Consider the following 26,429-nt stretch of genomic DNA (forward strand, 5'->3'; position numbering starts at 1 on the left):
CCCCCCCCCCCCCCCCCCCCCCCCCCCCCCCCACCGCTCACCTCAGACCTCTTCGACCGAGCTCGGCTCGCGCCGGGACAGGTCGATGCCCAGCTCCTCCGCCGCCCGGAACACCTCGTCGTCGGTCTCGCGCATCTCCAGGGCCACACCGTCGCTGGAGAGCACCTCGACGTTGAGGCACAGCGACTGCAGCTCCTTGAGCAGCACCTTGAACGACTCCGGGATGCCCGGCTCGGGGATGTTCTCGCCCTTGACGATCGCCTCGTAGACCTTCACGCGGCCCAGGACGTCGTCGGACTTGATGGTCAGCAGTTCCTGCAGGGCGTAGGCGGCGCCGTACGCCTGCATGGCCCAGCACTCCATCTCACCGAAGCGCTGACCACCGAACTGCGCCTTACCACCCAGCGGCTGCTGCGTGATCATCGAGTACGGGCCGGTCGACCGGGCGTGGATCTTGTCGTCGACCAGGTGGTTGAGCTTCAGGATGTAGATGTAGCCGACCGCGATCGGGTCCGGCAGCGGCTCGCCGGAGCGACCGTCGAACAGCTGCGCCTTGCCGGAGGAACCGATCAGCTGCTTGCCGTCCCGGTTGGGCAGGGTCGACGAGAGCAGACCGGAGATCTCCTCCTCGCGGGCACCGTCGAAGACCGGCGTGGCCACGTTGGTGTCCGGCTCGGACTCGTGGGCGTCGATCGAGCGGAGCTGACGCTTCCACTCGGCGTCGTCGCCCTCGACGCTCCAACCGGTCTTGGCCACCCACCCGAGGTGGGTCTCCAGGACCTGGCCGATGTTCATCCGGGAGGGCACACCCAGCGGGTTGAGCACGATGTCGACCGGGGTGCCGTCCTCCAGGAACGGCATGTCCTCGATCGGCAGGATCTTGGAGATGACGCCCTTGTTGCCGTGCCGGCCGGCGAGCTTGTCACCGTCCTGGATCTTGCGCTTCTGGGCGACGTAGACCCGGACCAGCTCGTTGACGCCCGGCGGCAGCTCGTCGCCGTCCTCGCGGGAGAAGGTACGCACACCGATGACCGTGCCGGTCTCGCCGTGCGGCACCTTCAGGGAGGTGTCCCGGACCTCACGCGCCTTCTCACCGAAGATCGCGCGGAGCAGCCGCTCCTCCGGGGTCAGCTCGGTCTCGCCCTTGGGCGTGACCTTGCCGACCAGGATGTCGCCGGGGACGACCTCGGCGCCGATCCGGATGATGCCGCGCTCGTCGAGGTCGGCGAGCATCTCCTCGCTGACGTTCGGGATGTCGCGGGTGATCTCCTCCGGGCCGAGCTTGGTGTCCCGGGCGTCGACCTCGTGCTCCTCGATGTGGATCGAGGTGAGCACGTCCTGCTGCACGAGGCGCTGCGACAGGATGATCGCGTCCTCGTAGTTGTGGCCCTCCCAGGTCATGAACGCCACGAGCAGGTTGCGCCCGAGCGCCATCTCGCCCTCGTCGGTGCACGGACCGTCGGCGATGACCTGGCCGGCCTCGACGCGGTCGCCCTCGAAGACGACCGGCTTCTGGTTGACGCAGGAGCCGGCGTTGGAGCGGCGGAACTTGTGCAGCAGGTACGTCCGGCGGTGGCCGTCGTCCTGGTGGATGGTGATGTAGTCGGCGCAGAGGTCCTCGATGACACCGCCGACCTCGGCGACGACCACGTCACCGGCGTCCACGGCGGCCCGGTACTCCATGCCGGTGCCGACCAGCGGCGACTCCGCCTTGACCAGCGGCACCGCCTGGCGCTGCATGTTCGCGCCCATCAGTGCCCGGTTGGCGTCGTCGTGCTCGAGGAACGGGATCATCGCGGTCGCGACGGAGGTCATCTGCCGCGGCGAGACGTCCATGTAGTCCACGGCGCCCGGCGCGACGTCCTCGGTCTCGCCACCCTTACGACGGACCAGGACGCGATCCTCGGCGAAGGTGCCGTCCGCCTTCAGCGGAGCGTTGGCCTGCGCCTTGACGTACCGGTCCTCCTCGTCCGCGGTCAGGTAGTCGATCTGGTCGGTGACCCGACCCTCGACGACCTTCCGGTAGGGCGTCTCGATGAAGCCGAACGGGTTGACCCGGGCGAAGGTGGAGAGCGCGCCGATCAGGCCGATGTTCGGGCCTTCCGGCGTCTCGATCGGGCACATCCGGCCGTAGTGGGACGGGTGCACGTCACGGACCTCGAAGCCGGCCCGCTCCCGGGACAGACCACCCGGGCCGAGCGCGCTCAGCCGGCGCCGGTGGGTCAGGCCCGCCAGCGGGTTGGTCTGGTCCATGAACTGGGACAGCTGCGACGTACCGAAGAACTCCTTGATCGCCGCCACCACCGGGCGGATGTTGATCAGGGTCTGCGGCGTGATCGCCTCGACGTCCTGGGTGGTCATCCGCTCGCGGACGACCCGCTCCATGCGGGACAGGCCGACCCGAACCTGGTTCTGGATCAGCTCGCCGACCGTACGCAGGCGCCGGTTGCCGAAGTGGTCGATGTCGTCGGCCTCGTAGCCGTCCTCACCGGCGTGCAGCCGGCAGAGGTACTCCACGGTGGCGACGATGTCGTCCTCGGTGAGCGTGCCCGTGGTGATCGGGACGTCCACCTCGAGCTTCTTGTTGAACTTGTAACGACCGACCTTGGCGACGTCGTACCGCTTCGGGTTGAAGAAGAGGTTGTCGAGCAGGGTCTGGGCGTTCTCACGGGTCGGCGGCTCGCCAGGGCGGAGCTTCCGGTAGATGTCGAGCAGCGCCTCGTCCTGGCCGGCGATGTGGTCCTTCTCGAGCGTGGTCATCATCAGCTCGGACCAGCCGAACCGCTCGCGGATCTGCTCGGCGGACCATCCGATGGCCTTGAGCAGGACCGTGACGGCCTGCCGACGCTTGCGGTCGATGCGGACGCCGACCGTGTCGCGCTTGTCGATGTCGAACTCCAGCCAGGCACCCCGGCTCGGGATGACCTTGACGCTGGAGAGGTCGCGGTCGGAGGTCTTGTCCGGCTGCTTGTCGAAGTAGACGCCCGGGGACCGGACGAGCTGGCTGACCACGACGCGCTCGGTGCCGTTGATGATGAAGGTGCCCTTCGGCGTCATCATCGGGAAGTCACCCATGAACACCGTCTGGCTCTTGATCTCGCCAGTGGTGTTGTTGGTGAACTCCGCGGTCACGAACAGCGGCGCGCAGTAGGTCAGGTCCTTCTCCTTGCACTCCTCGATCGAGGCCTTGACCTCGTCGAAGCGCGGAGCCGAGAAGGAGAGCGACATGGTGCCGGAGAAGTCCTCAATGGGACTGATCTCGTCGAGGATCTCCGCGAGACCCGAGCGTGCGTGCGGGTCGTCCGCCGACCGGCCCTGCCAAGCCTCGTTGCCGACGAGCCAGTCGAAGGACTCGTTCTGAATGGCGAGGAGGTTGGGGACCTCGAGGTGTTCGGTGATCCTGCCGAAAGAAACTCGGCGGGGAGCGAAAGCGCTCGACGTACGACTGGTCTTCGCAGGGCGGGAAGCTGCCAAGATGCGTCCTTCCGAGGACCGGTGCTGCAGAACGGCTGGTACGCGTGCACTCCAATGACCCCACCAGAAATATCCGTAAACGGACATTTCCGAGCAGGGGTCAAGTCGGAAGGCAGCGCAAACTAGCAGTGTAGCCGAGAGGCTAACCGCTGTCCAGCCCACCCCGCAGGTCGTCGCGGAACGTGCCTCGGGACCCCTGAGAACCGGGTCTACCGGGCCGCTCGGAACGCGTCGTCCCTGCGGGCCGCTCAGGTCTCGCAGCCGGCGGTGCTGCCGCTGCCATTACCCAAGTGGTGGCCGTCGCAAGCGCGGAAGGTCTTGCTGGTGTCAGCGTGCCTGGGAGTCCGGTGCCGCGTCAAGGGCCGCTCTCGGGTCGCCGCCGTCTTTCCCACTCCAGGACTACCACCGGACACCGTGGAGGCGCCGTACGCCGGGCGTCGGACGTCCTGCTCACGCCGCTGCCACCGGTAGCCACCAACCACAGCGGGGGGTGATCCGTTCCCGGATCACCGCCCGCCGCGATGCGGTGTGCCCCGGCTCACGTGAGCCGGACGCGCGCCTGGTCGTACCTCAATTACTTGAGGGTGACCTTGGCGCCCTCGCCCTCGAGCTTGGCCTTGGCCTTCTCGGCGGTCTCCTTGTTGACCTTCTCCAGGATGGCCTTCGGCGCGGACTCGACCGCGTCCTTGGCCTCCTTGAGGCCCAGGCCGGTCAGCTCGCGCACGACCTTGATGACCTGGATCTTCTTGCCACCGTCACCCTCGAGGACGACGTCGAACTCGTCCTTCTCCGGCTCGGCCTCGGCGGCGGCGGCGCCGCCACCCGGGCCGGCCACCATCATCGCGGCCGGGGCCGCGGCGGTGACCTCGAAGGTCTCCTCGAACTGCTTCACGAACTCGGAGAGCTCGATCAGCGTCATCTCCTTGAACGCGTCGAGCAGCTCGTCGGTGCTGAGCTTCGCCATGTCTGGCGTCCTTTCCTGAATCTGTTAGGTAAGAACTGGGTGCGCCGGGGGGCCTCAGGCCGCCTCGGCGCCCTCCTTCTCGCGCTTGTCCTGCAGGGCGGCCGCCAGACGGGCGGTCTTGGAGAGCGGAGCCTGGAACAGGGCCGCGGCCTTGCTCAGGTTGCCCTTCATGGCGCCGGCCAGCTTGGCCAGCAGCACCTCACGGGACTCCAGGTCGGCGAGCTTCGTGACCTCGGCCGCGGTAATGGCCTTGCCCTCGAAGACACCGCCCTTGATGACGAGCTTCGGGTTGGCCTTCGCGAAGTCGCGAAGCCCCTTCGCCGCCTCGACGACGTCGCCCGAAACGAAAGTCAGCGCGGTAGGACCGGTGAACAGCTCGTCGAGGCCGGAGATGCCCGCCTCGGTCGCGGCACGCTTGGCCAGCGTGTTCTTCGCGACCGTGTAGGTGGTCTCCTTGCCGAGCGAGCGCCGCAGCTGGGTGAGCTGGGAAACCGTCAGACCACGGTATTCGGTGAGCACCGCGGCTCCCGCGTTACGGAAGCTCTCGGTCAGCTCAGCGACGGCCGTGGCCTTGTCGGCCCGGATCGGCTTGTCCGCCATGTCCCTCCTCTCTCGTTGCTCGAGGCTGGTCGCCGTCGGCAGGCCGGAAAGGCCTTCGGACGGCGGCGGAGGATCACGACAACGAGAAAAGCCCCGGCGCAGGGCGCACGGGGCGAGGGCCGGCACGGTCACCATGGTCGGCGGACCACGGGAAGAGCCGATTTTCGCTTGCCGCCCTGCGCGGGTCGCCCGTCATCGCGGGACCTTCGACCGTGCCGGAGCACGGTGACCAGCGGTCTCTGGGTGGAACTTCGTCATCAGGTTACGCCACCGGACCGTGGGCACCAAATCGCCCCCACGTGCGCCCGGTCACCCCCGGCGGCCGACCCTCGCTCACGGGCGGGCCCGACGCCGCCAGGCGTAACCGGCCAGGGCCACCGCGGCCCAGGCCAGCGCACCCGCGCTGAGCAGGAGCGCCGTCGAGATGGCGAGCGGGCCGGTCAGCGCGCGGGCGGTCGCCATCACCGACGGGGCAAGCCAGGGCGCCACCGAGCCGCTCAGGCCGAGCACCAGAGCGCCGACCGCGCCCAGGGCCAGCACCGCGACGCCGTACCCGGCGCTGCCGGTCACCGCGCGGCTGGCCAGGGCACCGAGCGCCACCGCCGCGGGCAGGGCGAGCAGGTGCGCCCAGAGCCCGAGGGCGAGACCCGCCACCAGTGAGCGGTCCCCCGGCCCCACCGGGCCGGTCACCCCGCCGACCAGCCACGGGAAGATCATCGCGATCAGCACCGTGCCGAGCGCGGCCACGGTCGCCGCCAGCAGACCGGCGGCACGCTCCCGGGCCGGGCCGACGAGCACCAGGGCGAGCCGGCGCTGCACGTCGGGCTCCACGTCGAGCAGGATCCTGGTCTGCCAGGCCAGCACCGGGAAGAGCACCACCGCGGAGACGCCGTACGCCTCCGCCGGCTGGGCCCGGCCGCCGCCGTACAGGACGCCGAGCGCGAGCAGGCCGGCCAGCAGCGGCGCCAGCGCCCGCCCGGTACGCAGGAAGCCGGCCAGCCGCAGCCGCACCAGCGCGATCACCGGGACACCTCCCGCCCCGGGCCGTCCGATCCGGCGCCCTGTCCCGCCGTTTGCTCCGGCGACCCGGCGCCGGGCGGGACGGCGTCGGGGCGTACCCGCAGGATCTGGTGGCCCTCGGCGCGCAACCGGGCGACGGCGCCGGCCACCCGCGCGGCCGGCACGGCGAGCTCGACCACCGCCATCGGTTCCGTCCCGGCGGACGTCTCCTCGGTCACCACGCCGTCGGCGACCGTCCAGCGGCGGGCGCCCGGCAGCCGGACGGTCTCCCCCCGGTGGTCGCTGACCAGCACCGACCCGCCGGCCGCCAGCACCTCGTCGACCAGGGCGGGGACCAGGTCACGGGCGGCGGCGTCCAGGCCCTCCCAGGGCTCGTCCAGCACCAGCAGACCGGGCCGCCGGAGCATCGCCTGGGCCAGGCCGACCTTCTGCGCGGTGCCCTTGGACAGCTCGGGCAGCTTCACGCCCCGGAACCGGGTCAGGCCCAGCCGCTCGGTCCACCGGTCGGCCTCCCGCACCGCCCCCGGTCGGGACAGCCCGGCCACCCGGCCCATCGCGGTCAGGTAGCCCGCCACGGTGAAGGGCTGGTCGGCGGGGAACCGCTCGGGGACCCAGCCCACGTGGCGGGGCCGGTCGGCGACCCGGCCCCGGCCCGGCCGGAGCACCCCGGCCGCGACCTGGAGCAGGGTGGACTTGCCCGCGCCGTTGCGGCCGAGCACGAGCGCCACCTCACCCGGGGCGATCCGGGCCTGTGCCGCCCGCAGCACCCACGGGCCGCGCCGGTGGTACCGGAGCCAGACGTCCTCCAGCCGCATGCCCGCGAGCCTGCCACAGCCGGACGAACGGCAGGGGCCCCGCCACGAGTTCGTGGCGGGGCCCCTGCGCGGGTCGTGCTCAGCTCTCGGCCGGAGCCTCGTGCAGGTTCTTCACCAGCTTCGGGTCGACCGGGACGCCCGGGCCCATGGTGGTGGTGAGGGTGACCTTCTTGAGGTACGTGCCCTTGGCCGCCGACGGCTTGGCGCGGAGCACCTCGTCGAGGACGGCGGCGTAGTTGTCCACCAGCTGGGCCTCGGAGAACGAGGACTTGCCGATGATCAGGTGCAGGTTGGAGTGCTTGTCCACCCGGAAGGTGATCTTGCCGCCCTTGATGTCCTGGACGGCCTTGGTGACGTCCATGGTCACCGTGCCCGTCTTCGGGTTCGGCATCAGGCCGCGCGGGCCCAGGATCCGCGCGATCCGGCCGATCTTGGCCATCTGGTCGGGGGTGGCGATCGCGGCGTCGAAGTCCAGCCAGCCGCCCTGGATCCGGGCGACGAGCTCGTCCGTGCCCACCTCGTCGGCACCGGCGGCGGCGGCCTCCTCGGCCTTCGCGCCGGCGGCGAACACGATCACGCGGGCGGTCTTACCGGTGCCGTGCGGCAGGTTGACCGTGCCGCGGACCATCTGGTCCGCCTTGCGGGGGTCGACGCCGAGGCGCATCGCGACCTCGACCGTGGCGTCGAACTTGACGTTGGTGGTCTCCTTGGCCAGCTTCACGGCCTCGGCGGGGGTGTAGAGCTTCGACCGGTCGATGACGTCGGCGGCCTTGCGGTAGCTCTTGCTGCGCTGCATTTCTGGTTACTCCTGTGGTCTCTGGCGGGCCCGCGGTCGTCGCGTGCCCTCCCACGAACTGATCGGGTGGGTGCTGAGCCGACGTCAGTCGTTGACGACGATGCCCATCGACCGGGCGGTGCCGGCGATGATCTTCGCAGCCTGGTCGATGTCGTTGGCGTTGAGGTCGACCATCTTCTTCTCGGCGATCTCACGCACCTGGGCCTGCGACACGGAGCCGACCTTGTCCTTCTGCGGGACGCCCGAGCCCTTCTCCACGCCGGCGGCCTTGAGCAGCAGCCGGGCGGCGGGCGGGGTCTTCAGCACGAAGGTGAAGGACCGGTCCTCGTACACGCTGATCTCGGCGGGGACGATGTCGCCCCGCTGGGACTCGGTCTGCGCGTTGTAGGACTTGCAGAACTCCATGATGTTCACGCCGTGCTGACCGAGCGCGGGGCCCACCGGCGGCGCCGGCGTGGCCTGGCCCGCCTTCAGCTGAAGCGTGAACGTCTTGACGAGCTTCTTCTTCGGAGGCATGTCACTTCCTGGGGCTTGGAACTGGGAAAGGTGCCGGCCGCGGGCGCGCACGGTCAGCGCGATGCGACAGCGGCGACGTTCTAGGGTAGCGCAGCGTTGCTCCGCCCCGTCCGTCGAGGTCCGTCGAGGTCCGGCGGAGGGGCGGAAACGGGTACGCCGGCGGCGGGCGAACGCCCACCGCCGGCGACCCGGACGTCAGATCTTGGCGACCTGGTTGAAGTTCAGCTCGACCGGAGTCTCCCGGCCGAAGATCGACACCAGCACCTTGAGCTTCTGCTGGTCGGCGTTGATCTCGCTGATCGTCGCCGGCAGCGAGGCGAACGCGCCATCGGTGACGGTGACCGAGTCGCCGACCTCGAAGTCGAGGACCTTGATCTCGGGCTTGGCCTTCTTCTGCTCGGTCTCGACCGCCGGGGCCAGCCACTTGAGCACCTCGTCGAGGCTCAGCGGCGCCGGCCGGTCGGCCCGGTCGGTCGCACCGACGAAGCCGGTGACCCCCGGCGTGTTGCGCACGCAGGAGTACGACTCGGCGGTCAGCTCCATCCGGACCAGGATGTAGCCCGGGAAGACCTTGGCCTGGACCTGCGACCGCTTGCCGTTCTTGACCTCGACCTCTTCCCGGGTCGGCACCTCGACCTGGTAGATGAACTCCTCCATGTCGAGGGAGGTGATCCGGGTCTCGAGGTTGGTCTTGACCTTGTTCTCGTAGCCGGCGTACGAGTGCACCACGTACCAGTCACCCGGGGCGTAGCGCAGCTTCTGGCGCAGCTCGGCGACCGGGTCGTAGTCCTCCTCCGGGGCCGGCTCGGTGGTCGGGAATTCCGGCTCGCTGGCGGCCTCGACCGACTCGTCACTGGCCGCCGTCGCCACCGTGGACTGGTCGTCCGTGGTTTCGGCGGTCTCGTCGTACTCAGGCACGCTCGCTCACTTCCGTCACTATCGGCTCAGTCGGCCGGTCAGCTGGGGTTGCCGAAGACCCACAGCACGCCCTTCGCGAACCCGAAGTCGAGAAGGGCGACGATCGTCAGCACCACCGCGACGAACGTCACCACCACGGCCGTGTAGGTCAACAGCTCCTTGCGGGTCGGCCAGATGACCTTACGCAGTTCGGCGACCACCTCGCGGAAGAAACGCGCGATGCGGGCGAACAGTCCGACCCGGTCGGAGTCGGTGCGGGTCTTCGGCTTGCTGTCGGCCGAACCGGCCCGGGCCCGCGCGCGGGTCGCCGTGCCGCCTCGGGAAACCGGCTCGTCCGCGCCGGTGGCGTCGTCGTCGGCAGTCACGTCGTCGACGAGCTCGTCGCGCTCGTCGCGCTGACCCTCGTCGCCGGCGTCCTCGCCGCGCCGCTTGCTCTCGGCCACTTCGCCCTCCGTCGCGGGATGTCGGTCGTACGCCTCATGGGCGTACGCGGCGTGTGCTCACGCCGGCCGGACCAGCCGTCCCGCGACGGGCCGCGGCCGGCGGACCGGACGAAGGGGACCCGATGCCTCGGAACCACCCCGCCGATGCCACCACCACGGGCCGGACGCCGCCGTTCGGCGGCGCGACCCACGGGAACGGTCAGGCCTGAGGCGCAGGGGTGACAGGACTTGAACCTGCAGCCTGCGGTTTTGGAGACCGCTGCTCTGCCAATTGAGCTACACCCCTGTGCGGCAACGCTCGCCCCGCTCGGCCACGAGGGCCGGGCAGGAGTCACTTGCCCCACGGCGGACCAGTGTACGGGTAGTGCCCCGACTTTCCCAACCGGTACCGCCCATGACGTGCCGGACAGCGGTCAGCGCGGGGTCCGGACGGTCGCCCGGGCCTGCGAGAGGACCTTCTCCCCCAGGCAGGTGGCCGTCACGTCGAGCCTGGTCAGGCCCGCCTCGGTGACCTCCCGGACCACCGCGTTGACCTCGATCTCGGTGCCCTGGTCGTCGTCCGGGACCACCACCGGCCGGGTGAACCGGACGCCGAAGTCGACCACCGCGTCGGGTGCGCCGGCCCAGGTGGTGACGGCCCGGCCGACCAGCGCCATGGTGAACATCCCGTGGGCGATCACCCCGGGCAGGCCCACCTTGGTGGCGGTCCGGTCGTTCCAGTGGATCGGGTTGAAGTCGCCGGAGGCGCCCGCGTAGCGGACCAGGTCCGCCCGGGTGATCCGGAACGTCTGCGTCGGCAGCTCCATGTCAGCCCTCCCCGCGTACGACGAGCTTGGACCAGACCGCGACCACCGGCTCGCCGGCGACGGTGCTCACATCGGTGCGGGTGGTCAGGAAGCCGTGCCCGCCCCGGCTGGTGACCTCCTCGATGGTGTTCACGCAGACCAGCTCGTCACCGGCCACCACCGGCCGGGTGTACGCGAAGCGCTGGTCGCCGTGCACCACCCGGCTGTAGTCGACGCCCAGCGCCGGGTCCTCGACGATCTGGCGGCTCGCCGCCATCGTGATCACGAAGGGGAAGGTCGGCGGGGCGACCACGTCCGGGTGGCCCAGCGCCCGGGCCGCCTCCGGATCGTGGTGGGCCGGGTCGGTGGCGCCGATGGCGCTGGCGAACTCGCGGATCTTTTCTCGGCCCACCTGGTAGGGGGCGGTCGGCGGATAGGTCCGGCCGACGAAGGACGGGTCCAGAGACATGCCGCCGAACCTACACGGAACGCACGAACGCCGATCCGTACGGGAGGGCGGCACAGGGCCGCGCCATCCGTGCGGATCGGCGTTCGGGTGTCCGGGGACCGGGCCGGCAGTGCCGGCCGCAGGTCAGCGGGTCTCGCGGTGAACGGTGTGCCGACCGTCCCGGGGGCAGAACTTCTTCAGCTCGATGCGGTCCGGGTCGTTACGACGGTTCTTGCGCGTGATGTAGTTGCGCTCCTTGCACTCCACACACGCCAAAGTGATCTTCGGCCGGACATCGGTCGCCTTCGCCACGGCGGAGTGCCTTCCTCGCTGGGGTATCAACTACGACGCATCAGCCTACGCGGTCGATGCGCGGACATGCAAAGTGGGCGCCCTGTGGCGCCCGTCCCACCGGCCGCCGGGAGCCAGGCCCGGAGGACGAGAGTAGCGGTGGCCGGACTTGAACCGGCGACACAGCGATTATGAGCCGCTTGCTCTGCCATCTGAGCTACACCGCCGCAGGCGGGTCCAGCCGGACCCTCTGAGCCCCCTTACGGAATCGAACCGTAGACCTTCTCCTTACCATGGAGACGCTCTGCCGACTGAGCTAAGGGGGCCTGCCCGATCACCCCGGAGGGCGTCGCGCAGGGGTAACAGTACATGACCTCGCCGCCGAGGTGAAATCGGATCCCCCTGCACCGCGTTTCCGCAGGTCAGGGCACAACCCGCAGCCTCGGCGACTCGCCGGCGGAGATCGTCTCCGGATCCACCTGGGCACCGAACCAGGCCTCCAGGCGCTCGTACGGCAGGGGCCGGCTGAACAGGAAGCCCTGGCCGATCTCGCAGCCGATGTCCTGGAGCAGTTCCAGGGTCAGCTCGCTCTCCACGCCCTCGGCCACCACGGCGAGACCGAACTGCTGGGAGAGCGTGACCACCGCGTTGACGATCGCCAGGTCCCCCGGATCGGTCGCCATGCCCTGCACGAAGGAGCGGTCGACCTTGACCTCGTGCACCGGCAGGCGGCGCAGGTGCGCCAGCGAGGAGTCACCCGTGCCGAAGTCGTCCACCGAGAGCCGTACGCCCAGGTCCCGCAGGCGGCGCAGGGTCGGGATCGGGCGGTCGGTGCCGTCCAGCACCCCGGACTCGCGGATCTCGAAGGTGAGCCGCTGCGGCGGCACGCCGTACTCGGTCAGCAGCTCGCGTACCCGGTCCGGGAAGTGCTGGTCGGTCAGCGTACGGGCGGCGAGGTTGACCGCGACGGCGAGCGGCTGGCCGGTGTGGCTCCAGTCCCGGCTGCGCCGCAGCCCCTCCCGCAGCACCACCTCGGTGAGCCGGTCCAGCTGGCCGGTGTGCTCCGCCACCGCGACGAAGTCCTCCGGGCTGACCGTCCCGTGGGTCGGGTGCTCCCACCGGGCCAGGCACTCCACGCCGACCAGCCGGCGGTCCCGCAGCGTCACCTTCGGCTGGAAGTAGACCTCCAGCCCGCCCTCGTCGAGCGCCCGGCGCAGGTCCCCGGCGAGCCCGAGCCGGCGCAGCGACCGGGACTCCAGCGCCGGGTTGAACAGCTGCACGCTGCCCGGGACCGACTTGGCCGCCGTCGCGGCCAGGTCGACCCGTTGCAGCAGCGAGGCGGCGTCGCTGCCGTGGTCCGGGTGGACGGCCACCCCGACCGCGGTGTCCACGTCCAGGGTGAGCGCGTCGAAGACCATCTCGTCGCGGATCTGCTCGCGCAGCTGGGCGGCGAGCTCCAGCGCCGCCTCGGCGTTCTCCAGCCGGAGGGTGACCAGAAACTCGTCCCCGCCGGCCCGGCCCACCAGCGCCGAGGAGGGTGCGCAGGCGCGCAGCCGCTCGGCCACCTCGACCAGGACCTTGTCGCCCGCGGCGTGGCCGAGCGACTCGTTGACCTGGCGCAGGCCGTCCACGTCGAAGAGCAGTACCGCCACCACCTCGCCCGGCGCGCGGATCTTGACCGCCTCGTCGAGGGCGCCGCTGATCCGGCGGCGGTTGGGCAGCTTGGTGAGCGCGTCGTGGTACGCGTCGTGCCGCAGCCGGTCGACCAGGCGGGAGTTCTCCAGGGCGACCGCGGCGTGCGCGGCGACGGTCTCGAAGATGGGGATGTCGCTGGCGGTGAAGTGGCCGACGTCGCTGAGCCGGTTGGCCACCTCCAGGGTGCCGATGACGGCCTGCCCGGAGCGCAGCGGCACGGCGATGACGTCCTTGACGCCGGTCGTGCGCAACGACGCACGCAGCTGCTCGTCCCCGCCGAGCCGTACGCCGAGCGCCAGGCTGCGCTGCTGCCGCCGGGTCTCCTCCCGGATCACCTCGGGCGTGGGCGCGACGTCGAGCAGACCCGAGTCGTCCACCCGGGCGGTCAGCATGACCTCCGGGTGCCGGCCCTGGGCGGGCAGCCAGAGGGTGGCGTACTCGGCCTGCATGAGCGCCCGGATCCGGCCGAGCAGCACGTCGACCAGGTTGCCGCTCTGCCCCTCCGCGGTCATCGCCTTGGTCAGGTCGTACATGTCGCCGAGCGTGCGGTGCTGGCGGAAGAACTGGGCGTAGGAGCGGTAGACCATCACGGCGGCGCCCGCCAGTGCGGCGATGAGGACCGCCGACCACCAGGTGGTGACCAGCGCGATGAGCACCACCAGGCCGACCACCACGTTGATCGTCTGGGTCAGCAGGGGCGGCAGCTGGTTCCGCAGCACCCCGGCCCCGGCCTGCCAGCCGTGCATCACCGTGATGACCCCGGCCACGCCGACCAGGGTGGCCAGCGTGAAGGTGCTGACCGAGGCGAAGAGCACGCCCCAGGTGCCGGGGCCCACCCCGCGGATCGGCGGCAGCGCCAGCAGCACCAGCGCGGCGAGGGACGCCGCCGCGGAGGCGTTGGCCACGTTGAATGCGAGCTTGGCGACCCCGAAGCGGTAGCGCAGGTGGGTGAGCAGGGTGGCCAGCGTGTACGCCAGCACCACCATCAGCGGTGGCAGGAAGTAGAACGCCAGGACCAGCGGTATCTCGGTGAGCCGTACCCCGAAGGACTGCCGGCCGATCACGAAGTTGAGCATCGGCAGGCCCGCCACCACCATGACGGTGAGCAGCACGCCGGCGAGGCTCCATGAGCCGAAGGGGTGCGGCGTGGCCAGGCCGATCGCGGTGGAGAAGACGACAGCGACCAGGGTCAGCGGGCCGGTGACCAGCCAGGCGTGCTCGGCAGGCCGCCGAGGGGACGCCGCTCCTGCCGAGGACGACCGACGGTCGGCCATAACACTCCTCATCGGTCACTGGCCGGAGCCGTGGACGGATGGTGCCACCGCACCGTCGGCAGCGCCCCGACGGGGCGGCTGCTGACAGAGTTAGTTGGCCGGCGGCGCCGTCCACACGTAGTCGATGGCCCGCAGCTCACCGATCCCGTCACCGATCAGCCCCGTACCGAAACCAGCGGCGAGGGCGAGAAGCATGAGCAACACGCTGACCCGCCGGGCCAGCCTTCGACCAGACATTCGCGTGCTCCTGTCGGCAGGGTTGTCGGAGGTGAAGATTCCACGATCGTGCCACAAGCGGGTCGGCCCGCAAAGCGGACGGACGGCCGATCGGCGTGGGCCGTACCGGCCGGTTCGGACGGTCGGCGACAAGTCACCAGACGGGGCGGCTCGCGGCTCTGAGCAGCGCACAGATGACGCGTCTTCCGTCTTTAGCCGCGATTCCCCTCGTCCAACGCGAGTAGGACCTTTGCCCCGACGGCCGACCAGTCCGAAGATCCGGTCAGAAGCGACGGGGGCGGTGGTACGTCCGGATGAGCCGCCGGGAAACCGGGGCTCGCCGGTGCGGTCGGCCGGAGACCGGGCCGCAACCGGGCAGGGATCCGAGCGATCGGCGCTTCCCCCGACAACCGATCGCCGACACATCCACGACCGTCAGAATGCTCCACCCGACGCCGAAGCGCCAGCCCCTATCCGACAGTCAGTGACGTGAATACGCTCACCACCGGACGGCGACGGCGGCGCCGAGGGCCGACGGCGGACGTTTCCGCTGGTCAGTCGCGCTCGGACCGGTCGCGTCGCCACCGGGGCGGATCAGCGGGCGACCAGCAGGTTGACGGTGACCGTGTCGCCGACCCGGAGCCCCTCGGCCTCGCGCACGCTCGCCTTCACGGGCACCACGTACCGCCCGTCCTTGGGGAACAGCGACGTCGTCCACCGGGTCCGCCCGATCCGGGCCGTCACCGGCACCATGCCCCAGCCATAGCTCACCGACGCCGCCGTGGCGGTCAACTCCTGGCAGTCCTCTTCCGGGACGGTGACGAAGTGCCAGGGCGCCGGCCCCTTCCAGAACCACACGTCGCCGCTGAACTCCAGCTCCATCGGATCAGGATAGGAGCGCGCCCCCGGGGTTGGGCGTACCTGCCGAGCGGTTACCCGACCACCTTGCGCAAGAAGGCGGAGAGGCTGACGGTCATCCGCTCGATCTTCTCGGCCAGGCTGATCGACTCGTCGAGGCGCCGGCCGGCGTCCTTCTTCCCGCGCAGGTAGAGCGAGCACGCCAGGTCGGTGCAGATGTAGACGCCCACCGAGTTGCCCTGCCGCCCGTCCCGCCCGGCCTTGCGCGCGGTCATCAACGAGACGCCGTCACCGGTGTGCGTCGTCAGACAGAGCGAACACATGCTGCGCCGGACGCGCCCGGTCTGGGGTGCCACCCGCAGCGCCACGCCGACGAGCCCCGTGTCGGACCCGGCGACCAGATAGGCCCGATCCCCGGCGGACGGGTCCCGCCACCCGAGGAAGTCGAGGTTTGCCCAGGGTCGCTCGCCCAGATCCCTGGGCACCGGCAGACGCTTCGCCTCACCCTTGGTGCAGTTGACGAAGGCAGCGCGGATGGCAGACTCGGTGGGCGGTGTCATAGGCACCAGCCTAATGGCATTAGGTAAATAAACGAAACATCTAGGTGTGGAGCTGAACACATGGCACGTGCGGGGGTGACTGCCGAACGCCTGACCCTGGCGGCGGCGGAACTGGCCGACGAGGTCGGCTTCGAGAACGTGACCGTCTCGGCGCTGGCGCGCCGCTTCGGCGTCAAGGACGCGAGCCTCTACTTCCACATCAAGAACGCGCAGGACCTACGGATCAAGGTGGCGCTGCTGGCCCTGGCCGAGCTCGCCGACCGGGTCGCCGACGCGCTCGCCGGCCGCGCGGGAAAGGATGCCCTGGTCGCGTTCGCCAACGCCTACCGCGACTACGCGAAACAGCATCCGGGCCGGTACGCCGCGATGCAGCAGGACCTGGACCCGGAGACGGCGGCCGCCGGCGCGGGCGGCCGGCATGCGGAGATGACGCGGGCGATCCTGCGCGGCTACCAGCTCTCCGAGCCCGACCAGACGGACGCGGTGCGGATGCTGCACAGCACGTTCCACGGGTACGTCTCCCTGGAGCGGACCGGCGGATTCCGCCACCATCCGCGCAGCATGGACGCCTCGTGGTCCAGGGCTTTGGACGCCCTCGACGCCCTGCTCAGAAACTGGCCGCCGCAGTGAGACGTCGCTGGACGAAGAAGGCCTCTGATGTGCGTTTCCGCAGATCAGAGGCCTTATCGCTGCCTGGTGGCGGGTAGAGGATTCGAACCTCTGTAGCTTTCGCGACGGATTTACAGTCCGCTCCCATTGGCCGCTCGGGCAACCCGCCAGGGCGTACCACCGCACTCGCGCGCGGCAGCGGAGCCAAGGATAGCGGTTGCCCCCGGGGAGGTCGCAACCGGGTACGGTCAGGGGGTCGTGCCGCTGGTCAGCGGGCGACGGTACGTGACAGACCGCCGGACAGCAGGAGCATGATCATGGCAGCGAACCCGTCGTTCGACATCGTGAGCAAGGTCGACCGTCAGGAGGTCGACAACGCCCTCCGCCAGGCGGAGAAGGAGCTCGCGCAGCGGTTCGACTTCCGCGGCACCGGTGCGGAGATCTCCTGGTCGGGCGAGGAGGCGATCAGCCTCCAGGCGGAGACCGAGGAGCGGGTCAGCGCCGCGCTGGACGTCTTCAAGGAGAAGCTGGTCAAGCGGAACATCTCGCTGAAGTCCCTGGACGCCGGCGACCCCCGGTCCTCGGGCAAGGTGTTCAAGATCGACTGCAAGGTCATCCAGGGCATCGACTCGGACAAGGCCAAGGCGATCAGCAAGAAGATCCGCGAGGAGGGCCCGAAGGGCGTCCAGGCCCAGATCCAGGGCGACCAGCTCCGGGTCACCGGCAAGAAGAAGGACGACCTCCAAGCCGTCATCGCGCTGCTCAAGGGCGAGGACTTCGGGGTGGCCCTGCAGTTCACCAACTACAGGTAAACACTCAGCTCGCGAAGATCAACAGCAGCACCACGGTCAGGATCACGCTGATCAGCAGGGAGCCGAGGCAGCCCACCCGGTTCGAGAAGAAGAAGAACATACGGACGCTGTACCCCGATCGACGGGATGCAGACCAGCGCGGGCGTTCCCCGCAGGGAACGGCCGCGACTGCGTTTCCGGGTCGGGCTGCCGGTCAGACCAGGCTGGGCTGCTCGGCGCGTACCGCGGTCGCCTCGGCCCGGGCGATCGGCCCGGCGGGGAGCGCGGCCACCGCGGCCCCGACGGCGACGGCGGCCCCCGCGAAGAGGAACGCCCACGGCACGCCGCCGGCGTGGTCGACGATCAGCCCGGCCACCGCGCCACCGGCGGCGCTCGCCGCCACCGACATGGTCACCACCCAGGTGTACGCCTCGTTCAGCATGCCGCTCGGGGCGATCCGCCCGACCAGGGTGTTCTCCAGGGTGAGCGCCGGCGCGATGGTGGCTCCGCCGACGACCAGCGCGACGCCCAGCGCCACCGGGGTGGGCATCACCGCGAAGACGGCGAAGCTGCCGGCCACCGCGGCGAGCAGCCAGGCGAACTGCCGGGTCATGTTCGCCGACGGCTTGCGTACGCCGAACCAGAAGCCCCCGGCGGCGCTGCCGACGCCCCAGACCGCGAGCAGGACACCGGCGAGGCTCTCCGGGTCACCGGTGGGCTGGTTGCCGGCGAAGGCCGGCACGATCACCCCGGCCGCGCCGAACGCGATGCCGAGGCTGGCGACGCAGACCAGCAGCGCGGGGAAGCCGCCCACCCGCAGCGGGCCGAGACCCTTGGCGTGGTGCTCCCGGGGGTGCGGCCGCCAGCCGCGCATGACCCGCCCGAGCGCCACCGCGGCGGTGCCGACCAGGGTCACCAGGGCGGCGCCGATCAGGGCGGCGGCGGCATCTGCGACCAGCACGAAGCCGGCCACCAGCAGCGGGCCGAGCACGAAGACGACCTCGAAGAGCGAGGTCTCGGCGGCCAGGGCGGTGTTGCGCAGGTGGTACCGCCCGGAGCTGGGGCCGGTGAGGTCGTTCCAGGCGCCCCGGATCGCGGCGGTCAGCGGCGGGTACGTCGCACCGGCCACCCCGGCCGCCAGGTAGATCAGGCCGAGGCCGCCGGCCTCCGACCGGCTCGCCCAGAGCAGCCCGAACAGGGCGAACGGGTGGGCGACGGCGGTCGCCAGCAGCACCGGGGTGGGGCCGATCCGGTCGGCGATCCGGCCGGCGACGGGGCTGAGCGCGGCACCGGAGAGGGCGTAGACGCCCCCGGCGACCGCGGCGAGCGAGTATCGCCCGGTCACCTGCTCGACCACCAGCAGCAACGCCAGTGGCGTCATGCCGATCCCGAGCCGCCCGACGATGCCGAAGATCAGCAGCATCGGCGCGCCGGGGATCCGCCAGACGCCCAGGTACTGGCGCAGTGCGGCCACGGTCGACCTCCATGGGTGTAACGGGTGGGAGACGTTTCGACCCTAACGTCGGCTGCCGCGCGGGGGAAACGATTAGTGCCCTCGGACACGACTGCGCCCGCGTCCGGCGGACCGGACGCGGGCGCAGGTGTCGTACGTCAGCGCTCGAACTGGACCGGGCCGCTGCTGACGGCCAGCTGCTCCAGCCGGGCGACCCGCTCCTCCATCCGGGGGTGGGTGGAGAAGAGCGCGGCGATGCCGCCGCCCCGCTTGAACGGGTTGTCGATCATCAGGTGGGCGGTGCTGGTCAGCTGGCCCTGCGCGGGCAGCGGACGGCTCTGGGTACCCATGTGGATCTTCTTCAGGGCGCTGGCCAGCGCCAGCGGGTCCCGGGTGAGCTCGGCGCCGGAGGCGTCGGCCTGGAACTCCCGGCTCCGGCTGATCGCCAGCTGGATCACGGTGGCCGCGATCGGGCCGAGGATCAGGGTGAGCAGCAGCACGGCCGGGTTCGGGGCGTCCTCGTCGTCGCCCCCGCCGAGCGGGATGAACCAGGCGATGTTGGCCAGCGCGGTGACGATGCCGGCCAGGCCGGCCGCGACGCTGGAGATGAGGATGTCCCGGTTGTAGACGTGCGACAGCTCGTGACCGATCACCCCGCGCAGCTCGCGGTAGTCCAGGATCTCGGTGATCCCCCGGGTGACGCAGACCGCCGCGTGGGCCGGGTTACGCCCGGTCGCGAACGCGTTGGGCTGCGAGGTCGGGCTGATGTAGAGCCGAGGCATCGGCTGGCGCGCCTCGGTGGCCAGCTCGCGGACCATCCGGTACAGCTCGGGGAATTCCGCCTCGCTGACCGGTTGTGCCCGCATCGAGCGCAGCGCGAGCTTGTCGGAGTAGAAGTAGCTCACGCCGTTCATCAGCAACGAGACGACGACGGCGATGACGAGGCCGGCGCTGCCGCCGAACCAGTAGCCGACCGCGAGGATCAGCGAGGTCAACAGGCCGAGCAGCGCTGCGGTCTTCAAACGGTTGTGATGCACGATCGCTCCTTCGGTGCGCGGGCCACGCGGGACCCGCTGACCGGTCCAACGTCACCGGTACCCGTCAACCATCCTGCTCATGACTGAGAGTTGGCTGGAGGTCGCTGAGGGCCCGCTGGCAGCGCCTTTGGCCCCCCGGTTTGCGGCGAGTCGGGGCCTCCCACGACGGGGACACCCCGACACGCCGCAAAGCGGAGCGGCAGCGCCGGGCACGAAGGGGCCGCGCGGGGGCGTTTCGGGCAGGCGGGACCGGAGCGAGGGCGAAGGGGTCAGCGGGCGGCGAGGTCGAGGACGAGCTGCGGGGCGAAGCCGACCACCACGGCGGCGGCGGTGGCGAGGCCCAGCGCCGCCGCGACCGTCCAGGCCGGCCGGGCGGCCTCCCGCTCGCCGGAGACCGCCATTCCGGCGTCCCGGCTGTCGCCGGCGTAGAGGGTGGCGGCGAGGCGCAGGTAGTAGGCGAGCCCGATCACCGCGTTCACCGCCACCACCAGGGCCAGCCAGCCCGCGCCGCCGGTCAGCAGCGACCGGACCACGGTGACCTTGGCGAAGAGCCCGGCCAGGCCCGGCGGCAGACCAGCCAGGCCGATCAGCGCCAGCGCGAGGGCCGCCGCCACCCACGGATGCCGGCGGGCCGCGCCGCGCAGGTCGTCGACCGTGCCGCCGTCCGCGCCGGCCGGACGCAGCGCCACCAGCGCCGCGAAGGCGGCCAGCTCCAGCAGGACGAAGAAGACCGCGTACGCGACCGCGGCGGCGTACGCGGCCGACCGGGCCTCGCCGGTGCGCCCGGCGGCCAGCGCCAACGCGCCCAGCGGGGCCAGGATGTAGCCGGCCTGGGCCACCGACGACCAGGCGAGCAGCCGGACCGTACGCCGCTGGCGCAGCGCCACCAGGTTGCCGACCGTCATGGTCGCCACGGCGAGCAGGGCGAGCACCGGGCCGGTCACGTCGGCCGGCAGCGCGCGCTGCACCACGGCGAGCAGGGCGACGACCCCGCCGAGCTTGGAGGCGGTGGAGAGGTACGCCGCCACCGGCAGCGGCGCGCCGTCGTAGGTGGCCGGCGCCCAGGCGTGGAAGGGCACCGCCGCGACCTTGAAGGCCAGCCCGAGCACCACCAGCGCGACGGCGGCAGTGGTCAGCGGCAGGTCGAGCAGCTCGGGGCGGTCGCCGAGGATCGCGCCGAGCCGGTCCAGGTGCAGCCCGCCGGTGGTCGCGTAGAGCAGCGCCGCGCCGAGCAGGGTCAGGGTGGTCGCGACCACGCTGACCACGAAGAAGGTGACCGCCGCCTCGGCGCTGGCCAGGCTGCCCCGGCGCAACCCGACCAGCACGTAGAGCGGCAGGGTGAGCGTCTCCAGGGCGACGATCAGGGTGATCAGGTCGCCGGCGGCGCCGAGCACCACGCCGCCGGTCATCGAGCAGGCGAGCAGGAAGCAGTACTCCCCCGGCGGCGTCGGCCCGTCGGACAGCAGCGGCCCGGAGAGCCCCAGCACCCCGAGGGTGAGCAGGGCGAAGACGGCGGCCACCAGCGCCGCCCGGCCGTCCAGGACCCAGGAGCAGTCGGCGCCGACGCAGAACGTCCGCCGGGTCTGTCCCGCGCCGACCAGCGCCGCGCCGACGGCGGTGGCGACGGCGCCCACCGCGGCCACGGCCACCGTCGCGCCGCGCCGGGCCACCAGCAGGTCGGCCAGGAGCACGAGTACGGCGGTGCCGGCAGCCAGGTACGCCGGCAGCAGCGCCACGTTGTCCACGCTCTGTACGAGACTCATGCCGTCTCCTCCCGCCGCCCGCTGACCGGGTCGCCGCCGACCCGCGGCGACGCGCTCACCGGAGCACTCCGACCAGGGCGTCCACCGGGCCGGTGGCGAGGCCGAGCACGAGGGTGGGCGCCAGACCGACCGCGAGGGCGAGCAGCACCAGCGGCGCCCAGGCGGTCAGCTCCGCCCCGGCCAGCCCCGGCGTGAGCCGGCCCACCGCCGGGCTGGGCCGCCCGTGGGTGACCTGCCGCAGCAGCCGCAGGAAGTACGCGGCGGTGAGCGCCCCGCCGACCGCGGCCAGCACGGCCAGGGTGGTCCAGAACGGCCCGCCCCGCCCGACGGCGGCGAACACGGCGAACGCCTCACCCCAGAAGCCGGCCAGCCCCGGCAGGCCGAGCGAGGCCACCGCGGCGAAGCCGAGCAGCCCGGCCAGCCGGGGCGCGGTCTCCCGCAGCCCGGACAGCTCGGCGAGCGCGCCGGTGTGCGTACGGTCCTTGACCGCCCCGGCGAGGAAGAAGAGCAGGCCGGTGATCACCCCGTGCGCGATGTTGCCGATCAGGGCCGCCTGGATGCCGGTGGTGGTCAGCGTGGCCACCCCGAGCAGCACGAAGCCCATGTGCCCGACGCTGGAGTACGCGATCAGCCGCTTCAGCTCGTCCTGCGCCAGGCAGACCAGCGACCCGATCAGGATGGCCGCGACGGCGAGCACGCCGAGCACCGGGGCGGCCCAGCGGGCGCCCTCGGGAGCGACCCCGACCGCGACCCGGATCAGGCCGTACGTACCCATCTTGAGCAGCACCCCGGCGAGGATCACGCTGCCGACGGTGGGCGCCTGGGTGTGCGCGTCGGGCAGCCAGGAGTGCAGCGGCCAGAGCGGGGCCTTCACCGCGAAGGCGAGCCCCAGCAGGGTGAACGCGGCGAGCTGGGTACCCCGGGACAGCCCGGCCCCGCCGGTGAGCGCGAGGATGTCGGCGGTGCCCGCGGCGGCCACCACCACGTAGACGCCGACCAGCAGCAGCACTGAGCCGAAGAGCGTGTAGAGGGCGAACTTCCGCGCCGCCCGGCGCCGGTCCGCGCCGCCCCAGCCCGCGATGATCGCGTACATGGGAAGCAGGACGACCTCGAAGAACGCGAAGAAGAGCACCAGGTCCAGGGCGAGGAAGGTGCCGAGGATGCCCACCTCGACCACCAGCAGCAGCGCCACCAGCGCCCGCCCGCTCCCGCCGTCCGGCACCCGCCGGAGGGTGTAACCGCAGCAGAGCAGGGTGAGCAGGGCGGTCAGCACCACCAGCGGCCAGGAGATCCCGTCGACGCCGAGGTGGAAGCGCAGGTCCAGGCCGGGCACCCAGGGCAGGTCGAGGCGGTGCCAGGGCTGCACGGCCGGCGCCGCTCCGTAGCCGGACCAGCCGTGGTCGCCGAGCACCAGCAGCACCGCGCCCACCAGGGTCAGCGCGGCGACCGCCGTGCCGACCAGCCGGGCCGCCCGGTCCCGGGGCGTCGCAGCCACCAGGACCGCGCCGACCGCCGGCACGGCCAGCACCCCGACCAGCAGGAACTCTCCGAGCGTCATGCCGCCCCTCCGATCAGGACGGCGGCGACCCCGATCAGCAGCGCGCCGGCGAGCACCGCCGCCGCCGCGCGGGGCAGCGCCGCCCGGTGCAGCGCGCCCAGCGCGCCGCCGAGGCCGGACGCACCCCGGCCGCTCCCCTCCACCAGGCCGTCCACCACCACCTCGTCACCGGTACGCGCGACCCGGGCGAGCGCGCTCGCCGGGCGTACGACCAGGGCGTGCTGGACGTCGTCGAGCCGGAACGCCCGGGCGAAGACCGGCCGCAGCGGACCCAGCGCGCGGGCCGGGTCGGCGGCCCGGTCCCGGCGCCAGCCGGCCCAGGCCAGCCCGGCGCCGGCCAGCAGCAGCACGGTCGGCAGCAGCAGCGCCAGGCCGAGGTGGACCAGCTCGACGTCGGCTTCGACGCCGTTCGCCGGGGCGAGCAGCCGATCGGCGAACGGGGGCAGGAAGGCGGCCGGCCCGAGCAGCGCGGCCGGCACCGCCAGCAGCAGCACCGGCCAGCGCATCGCGGCCGGCGGGTCGTGCGGGTGCAGCAGCGGCATCCGGGGTTCGCCGAGGAAGGTGCGCAGCAGCAGGCGGGTGGCGTACCAGGCGGTGACCACCACGCCGAGCAGCCCGGTCAGCCAGACCAGCCAGCCGACCCAGGCCGGGGCGGGACCGGCGCCGTCCAGCGCGGCGGCCTCGGCGACGGCGAGCACGCCGTCCTTGCTCCAGAAACCGGAGAGCGGCGGCACCCCGGCCAGCGCACCGAGACCGATCAGCGTGCACCAGAAGGTCACCGGCATGTCCCGGCGCAGCCCACCCATCCGGGACATCAGCGTGGTGCCGACGGCGTGGATGACCGCGCCGGCGGCGAGGAAGAGCAGCGCCTTGAAGGCGGCGTGGGTGAGCAGGTGGAACAGGGCGGCGGCCGGCGCGCCGACGGCGAGCGCACCGGTCATGTAGCCGATCTGGGAGACCGTCGACCAGGCGAGCACCCGCTTGAGGTCGTCCTGCGCGGTCGCCGCGAACGCGCCGAGCAGCAGGGTGATCGAGGCCATCACCCCGAGCACGGCCAGCGCGGTCGGGACGGCCGCGAAGAGCGGGAAGAGCCGGGCCACCGCGTAGACGCCGGCGGCGACCATGGTGGCGGCGTGGATCAGCGCGGAGATCGGGGTGGGACCGGCCATCGCGTCGGGCAGCCAGGTGTGCAGCGGGAACTGGGCGCTCTTGCCGGCCACCCCGGCGAGCAGCAGCAGGCAGGCGGCGGTGAGCGTGCCGGTGGCGTGGTCGTGGGCGAGCACGTCGGCGATCCGGAAGCTGCCCGCCGAGACGCCGAGCAGCGCGATGCCGAGCAGGAAGCCGACGTCACCCACCCGGGTGACCAGGAACGCCTTCATCGCGGCGGCCGGCGCCTCGGGCAGCCGCCGGTCGTGGGCGATCAGCAGGTAGGAGCAGAGGCCCATCACCTCCCAGCCGACCAGCAGCAGGACCAGGTCACCGGCGACCACCACCAGCAGCATCGCCGCGGTGAAGAGGCTGATCTGGGCCGCGTAGGGCGGATAGCGGTGGTCGACCTCGACGTCGTCGTGCGGGCCCCGCTTCAGGTACGCGGTGGAGTAGACCTGCACGGCCAGGGCCACCGCCGCCACGGCCACCGCGACCAGGGCGGCGGTGCCGTCCAGCCGGACGCCGAGGGTGACCCGCAGGCCGCCCAGGTCGATCCAGGTGGCGGAGGTCTCGACCGGGTCGCCGACCCGGGCCAGCAGGAGCAGTGCGATCAGCAGCGCCCCGGCCGCGCCGGCCACCCCGAGGCCGATCGCGACCCGCCGGGCCCGGTCCTCCCCGGTGGTCGCGCCGCGCGGCGACGGTGGCAGCAGCAGGCCGGTCAGGCCCGCCACCAGGGGTACGGCCGGCAGCGCGGCCCCGAGCAGACCGGTCACCGCGGTACCTCCGTCGGGGCCTCGGCGAGCGGCACCTCGTCCACCGCGACGCTGGCCCGCAGCCGGTAGAGCTGGAGCACGATGGCCAGCCCGACGCCGATCTCGGCGGCGGCCAGCACGATCACGAAGAGCGCGAAGACCTGCCCGCCGTGCGGCAGCGCGGCCTTCGCGGTGGTGTCGGCGGTGACCAGGATCAGGTTGACCGCGTTGAGCATCAGCTCGACCGCCATCAGCACCAGCACCGCGTTGCGGCGGCGCAGCACGCCGTAGACGCCGAGGCCGAACAGCAGCGCGGCGGTGACGTACGGGATGACCGGCCTCACCGGCGACCGCCCTCGTCGGGGCGGCGGCCGATGTCGGGGCGGGAGAGCACGATCGCGCCGACCAGGGCGGCCAGCAGCAGCACCGAGAGCACCTCGAACGGCAGCACCCAGGTGCGGAAGACCTGCTCACCCAGGCGCTCGGCGGTGCCCGCCGCCGGCAGCTCCACCCGGGACCAGCGGAACGCGTCGACCAGCAGCACGGCCAGGCCCAGGCCCGCGCCCCCGCCGATCAGGGCGGCCGGCCAGCCCGGCCGGTCCAGGTCGTCGGAGGCGCCGATCGGGGCGCGGGTCAGCATCACCGCGAACAGCAGCAGCACCACCACCGCGCCGACGTAGATCAGCACCTGCACCCAGGCCACCAGCTCGGCGGTGAGCACCAGGTAGTCCCCGGCCAGCGCGCCGAGGCAGAGCACCAGGTAGAGGCCGGCCCGGACGAGGTGCTTCGTGCCCACCACGAGCGCGCCCGCCCCGACCGCCACCGCGCCCAGGGCGAGCAGCAGCACGTCCGCGCCGGTCATCAGGGCGTACCCCCGTCGGCGGCGGGGCCGGGCTCGGGGCGTACCACGGTGGGGCGGGCGGCGGAGCTGGTCGGGGCCGCGGCCTTGCGTGCGGCGGTGGACTCCTCCTTGGCCGGCTCGCCGTTGTGGTCGTGCGCGGGCGGCGGCGGAACCGTCGCCATCCACTGGCCGAGGTGGTCCTTGTCGTGCAGCAGGTCCTTGATGTCGTACTCGGCGTACTCGAACTCAGGCGACCAGTAGAGCGCGTCGAACGGGCAGACCTCGACGCAGATGCCGCAGTACATGCAGAGCGAGAAGTCGATGTCGAACTTGTCGAGCACGTTGCGCTGGCGGGGGCGGGCGGCGCCGGCCACCGCCACCTCCTCCTTGTGGGAGTCGATGTAGATGCACCAGTCCGGGCACTCCCGGGCGCAGAGCATGCAGACCGTGCAGTTCTCCGCCAGCAGCGCGATCACACCCCGGGAGCGGGGCGGCAGCTCGGGGGCGACGTCCGGGTACTGCTGGGTGGTCGACCGGCGGGTCATCGTCTTCAGCGTGACCGCCAGCCCCTTCACCAGCCCTTCGCCGGGCAGGCCGCTGCGCTCGCTCACGCCGTCGCCTCGCTTCGCTCAGCGACGCCGTGCGGCGCCTTCGCGCTGAGCCGGCTGGTTCGCTCGCTGCGCTCGCTCATGACGCTCATCCTGCCCTGTGCCCCCGGCGCGCGCGAGCGCCACCCGGCTGTTGGCGGCGCTACCGTGACGCCGGGGAGAACGACGCAGCGGGAACGACCCGTCGACGACCGC

26 protein-coding genes and 4 tRNA genes are annotated in these 26,429 nt (G+C 71.9%); 2 read left to right on the forward strand and 28 right to left on the reverse strand.

What is annotated here, in order from left to right; genetic code table 11:
* Nucleotides 1–42: 42 nt before the first annotated feature.
* The 19 genes from rpoB to ACSNN7_RS14850 all read right to left on the reverse strand — a co-directional run bounded on the left by rpoB (nucleotide 43) and on the right by ACSNN7_RS14850 (nucleotide 15,673).
* Nucleotides 43–3,474 (reverse strand): DNA-directed RNA polymerase subunit beta, encoded by a 3,432-nt coding sequence (gene rpoB, locus ACSNN7_RS14760; RefSeq protein WP_436681331.1) that lies wholly within the window; start codon nucleotides 3,472–3,474, stop codon nucleotides 43–45.
* 574 nt (nucleotides 3,475–4,048) lie between these two features.
* Nucleotides 4,049–4,438 (reverse strand): 50S ribosomal protein L7/L12, encoded by a 390-nt coding sequence (gene rplL / locus ACSNN7_RS14765; protein WP_436681332.1) that lies wholly within the window; start codon nucleotides 4,436–4,438, stop codon nucleotides 4,049–4,051.
* A gap of 54 nt (nucleotides 4,439–4,492) precedes the next feature.
* Nucleotides 4,493–5,038, reverse strand: coding sequence for a 50S ribosomal protein L10 (gene rplJ / locus ACSNN7_RS14770; protein ID WP_396720428.1), 546 nt, complete (start codon nucleotides 5,036–5,038; stop codon nucleotides 4,493–4,495).
* A gap of 333 nt (nucleotides 5,039–5,371) precedes the next feature.
* Complete coding sequence (locus tag ACSNN7_RS14775) at nucleotides 5,372–6,061, reverse strand: hypothetical protein (protein ID WP_436681334.1); 690 nt, start codon at nucleotides 6,059–6,061, stop codon at nucleotides 5,372–5,374.
* Entirely contained in the window at nucleotides 6,058–6,873 is an 816-nt protein-coding gene (locus ACSNN7_RS14780) for an ABC transporter ATP-binding protein (RefSeq protein ID WP_436681335.1), read from the reverse strand. Before ACSNN7_RS14780 ends, ACSNN7_RS14775 begins: the two co-directional genes overlap by 4 nt.
* A gap of 79 nt (nucleotides 6,874–6,952) precedes the next feature.
* The gene (gene rplA, locus ACSNN7_RS14785; protein WP_436681336.1) at nucleotides 6,953–7,669 is read right to left on the reverse strand and encodes a 50S ribosomal protein L1; all 717 of its coding nucleotides are present in this window, start codon (nucleotides 7,667–7,669) and stop codon (nucleotides 6,953–6,955) included.
* A gap of 84 nt (nucleotides 7,670–7,753) precedes the next feature.
* Nucleotides 7,754–8,185 carry a 50S ribosomal protein L11 gene (rplK, locus tag ACSNN7_RS14790; RefSeq protein ID WP_132230892.1) on the reverse strand — a complete coding sequence of 144 codons (432 nt, stop codon included), beginning with the start codon at nucleotides 8,183–8,185 and terminating at the stop codon, nucleotides 7,754–7,756.
* Between the two features lie 195 nt (nucleotides 8,186–8,380).
* Nucleotides 8,381–9,103, reverse strand: coding sequence for a transcription termination/antitermination protein NusG (gene nusG, locus ACSNN7_RS14795; RefSeq protein ID WP_436681338.1), 723 nt, complete (start codon nucleotides 9,101–9,103; stop codon nucleotides 8,381–8,383).
* Nucleotides 9,104–9,141: 38 nt separating this feature from the next.
* Nucleotides 9,142–9,546, reverse strand: a complete 405-nt coding sequence (gene secE, locus ACSNN7_RS14800) for a preprotein translocase subunit SecE (protein ID WP_436681339.1) — start codon at nucleotides 9,544–9,546, stop codon at nucleotides 9,142–9,144.
* A 213-nt stretch (nucleotides 9,547–9,759) separates the two neighbouring features.
* Nucleotides 9,760–9,832: transfer RNA gene (locus ACSNN7_RS14805), tRNA-Trp, on the reverse strand.
* A gap of 127 nt (nucleotides 9,833–9,959) precedes the next feature.
* A complete protein-coding gene (locus tag ACSNN7_RS14810; RefSeq protein ID WP_436681340.1) occupies nucleotides 9,960–10,352 on the reverse strand; it encodes a MaoC family dehydratase in 393 nt (130 codons plus the stop codon).
* 1 nt (nucleotide 10,353) lies between these two features.
* On the reverse strand, nucleotides 10,354–10,800 hold the full coding sequence (locus ACSNN7_RS14815; protein WP_436681341.1) for an FAS1-like dehydratase domain-containing protein: 447 nt from the start codon (nucleotides 10,798–10,800) through the stop codon (nucleotides 10,354–10,356).
* A 123-nt stretch (nucleotides 10,801–10,923) separates the two neighbouring features.
* Nucleotides 10,924–11,091, reverse strand: a complete 168-nt coding sequence (gene rpmG / locus ACSNN7_RS14820; RefSeq protein WP_007073056.1) for a 50S ribosomal protein L33 — start codon at nucleotides 11,089–11,091, stop codon at nucleotides 10,924–10,926.
* Between the two features lie 133 nt (nucleotides 11,092–11,224).
* Nucleotides 11,225–11,297: transfer RNA gene (locus tag ACSNN7_RS14825), tRNA-Met, on the reverse strand.
* 26 nt (nucleotides 11,298–11,323) lie between these two features.
* A tRNA-Thr gene (locus ACSNN7_RS14830) sits at nucleotides 11,324–11,396 on the reverse strand.
* A gap of 96 nt (nucleotides 11,397–11,492) precedes the next feature.
* A complete protein-coding gene (locus ACSNN7_RS14835) occupies nucleotides 11,493–14,039 on the reverse strand; it encodes a putative bifunctional diguanylate cyclase/phosphodiesterase (protein ID WP_436681342.1) in 2,547 nt (848 codons plus the stop codon).
* Nucleotides 14,040–14,129: 90 nt separating this feature from the next.
* Nucleotides 14,130–14,276 carry a hypothetical protein gene (locus ACSNN7_RS14840; protein WP_436681343.1) on the reverse strand — a complete coding sequence of 49 codons (147 nt, stop codon included), beginning with the start codon at nucleotides 14,274–14,276 and terminating at the stop codon, nucleotides 14,130–14,132.
* 573 nt (nucleotides 14,277–14,849) lie between these two features.
* Nucleotides 14,850–15,137, reverse strand: coding sequence for a DUF1905 domain-containing protein (locus tag ACSNN7_RS14845; protein ID WP_436681344.1), 288 nt, complete (start codon nucleotides 15,135–15,137; stop codon nucleotides 14,850–14,852).
* A 50-nt stretch (nucleotides 15,138–15,187) separates the two neighbouring features.
* Nucleotides 15,188–15,673 carry an FBP domain-containing protein gene (locus tag ACSNN7_RS14850; protein WP_436681345.1) on the reverse strand — a complete coding sequence of 162 codons (486 nt, stop codon included), beginning with the start codon at nucleotides 15,671–15,673 and terminating at the stop codon, nucleotides 15,188–15,190.
* Nucleotides 15,674–15,748: 75 nt separating this feature from the next.
* Between ACSNN7_RS14850 and ACSNN7_RS14855 the strand changes: the two genes are divergently transcribed.
* The gene (locus tag ACSNN7_RS14855) at nucleotides 15,749–16,303 is read left to right on the forward strand and encodes a TetR/AcrR family transcriptional regulator (protein WP_436681346.1); all 555 of its coding nucleotides are present in this window, start codon (nucleotides 15,749–15,751) and stop codon (nucleotides 16,301–16,303) included.
* A gap of 64 nt (nucleotides 16,304–16,367) precedes the next feature.
* Here ACSNN7_RS14855 and ACSNN7_RS14860 read toward each other — a convergent pair.
* A tRNA-Tyr gene (locus tag ACSNN7_RS14860) sits at nucleotides 16,368–16,451 on the reverse strand.
* Nucleotides 16,452–16,599: 148 nt separating this feature from the next.
* Between ACSNN7_RS14860 and ACSNN7_RS14865 the strand changes: the two genes are divergently transcribed.
* On the forward strand, nucleotides 16,600–17,094 hold the full coding sequence (locus ACSNN7_RS14865) for a YajQ family cyclic di-GMP-binding protein (RefSeq protein WP_334449518.1): 495 nt from the start codon (nucleotides 16,600–16,602) through the stop codon (nucleotides 17,092–17,094).
* A gap of 193 nt (nucleotides 17,095–17,287) precedes the next feature.
* On the opposite strand, the gene ACSNN7_RS14870 is transcribed toward ACSNN7_RS14865, so the two are convergent.
* From ACSNN7_RS14870 to ACSNN7_RS14905, 8 genes are all read right to left on the reverse strand, one after another.
* Nucleotides 17,288–18,547, reverse strand: coding sequence for an MFS transporter (locus tag ACSNN7_RS14870; RefSeq protein ID WP_436681348.1), 1,260 nt, complete (start codon nucleotides 18,545–18,547; stop codon nucleotides 17,288–17,290).
* A 137-nt stretch (nucleotides 18,548–18,684) separates the two neighbouring features.
* Nucleotides 18,685–19,563 carry a zinc metalloprotease HtpX gene (htpX, locus tag ACSNN7_RS14875; RefSeq protein WP_436681349.1) on the reverse strand — a complete coding sequence of 293 codons (879 nt, stop codon included), beginning with the start codon at nucleotides 19,561–19,563 and terminating at the stop codon, nucleotides 18,685–18,687.
* A 269-nt stretch (nucleotides 19,564–19,832) separates the two neighbouring features.
* Entirely contained in the window at nucleotides 19,833–21,326 is a 1,494-nt protein-coding gene (locus ACSNN7_RS14880) for an NADH-quinone oxidoreductase subunit N (protein ID WP_436681351.1), read from the reverse strand.
* A gap of 55 nt (nucleotides 21,327–21,381) precedes the next feature.
* A complete protein-coding gene (locus ACSNN7_RS14885; RefSeq protein ID WP_436681352.1) occupies nucleotides 21,382–22,884 on the reverse strand; it encodes a complex I subunit 4 family protein in 1,503 nt (500 codons plus the stop codon).
* Nucleotides 22,881–24,806 (reverse strand): NADH-quinone oxidoreductase subunit 5 family protein, encoded by a 1,926-nt coding sequence (locus tag ACSNN7_RS14890; protein WP_436681353.1) that lies wholly within the window; start codon nucleotides 24,804–24,806, stop codon nucleotides 22,881–22,883. The genes ACSNN7_RS14885 and ACSNN7_RS14890 overlap by 4 nt, the downstream gene beginning before the upstream one ends.
* Complete coding sequence (gene nuoK / locus ACSNN7_RS14895; protein WP_436681354.1) at nucleotides 24,803–25,129, reverse strand: NADH-quinone oxidoreductase subunit NuoK; 327 nt, start codon at nucleotides 25,127–25,129, stop codon at nucleotides 24,803–24,805. Before nuoK ends, ACSNN7_RS14890 begins: the two co-directional genes overlap by 4 nt.
* Nucleotides 25,126–25,647 (reverse strand): NADH-quinone oxidoreductase subunit J family protein, encoded by a 522-nt coding sequence (locus ACSNN7_RS14900; RefSeq protein ID WP_334449534.1) that lies wholly within the window; start codon nucleotides 25,645–25,647, stop codon nucleotides 25,126–25,128. Before ACSNN7_RS14900 ends, nuoK begins: the two co-directional genes overlap by 4 nt.
* Complete coding sequence (locus ACSNN7_RS14905; RefSeq protein ID WP_436681355.1) at nucleotides 25,647–26,237, reverse strand: NuoI/complex I 23 kDa subunit family protein; 591 nt, start codon at nucleotides 26,235–26,237, stop codon at nucleotides 25,647–25,649. The genes ACSNN7_RS14900 and ACSNN7_RS14905 overlap by 1 nt, the downstream gene beginning before the upstream one ends.
* Between the last annotated feature and the right edge of the window lie 192 nt (nucleotides 26,238–26,429).

The sequence above is a fragment of the Micromonospora sp. URMC 105 genome, assembly GCF_051386295.1.
In the GTDB taxonomy this organism is placed as follows: Bacteria; Actinomycetota; Actinomycetes; order Mycobacteriales; family Micromonosporaceae; genus Micromonospora.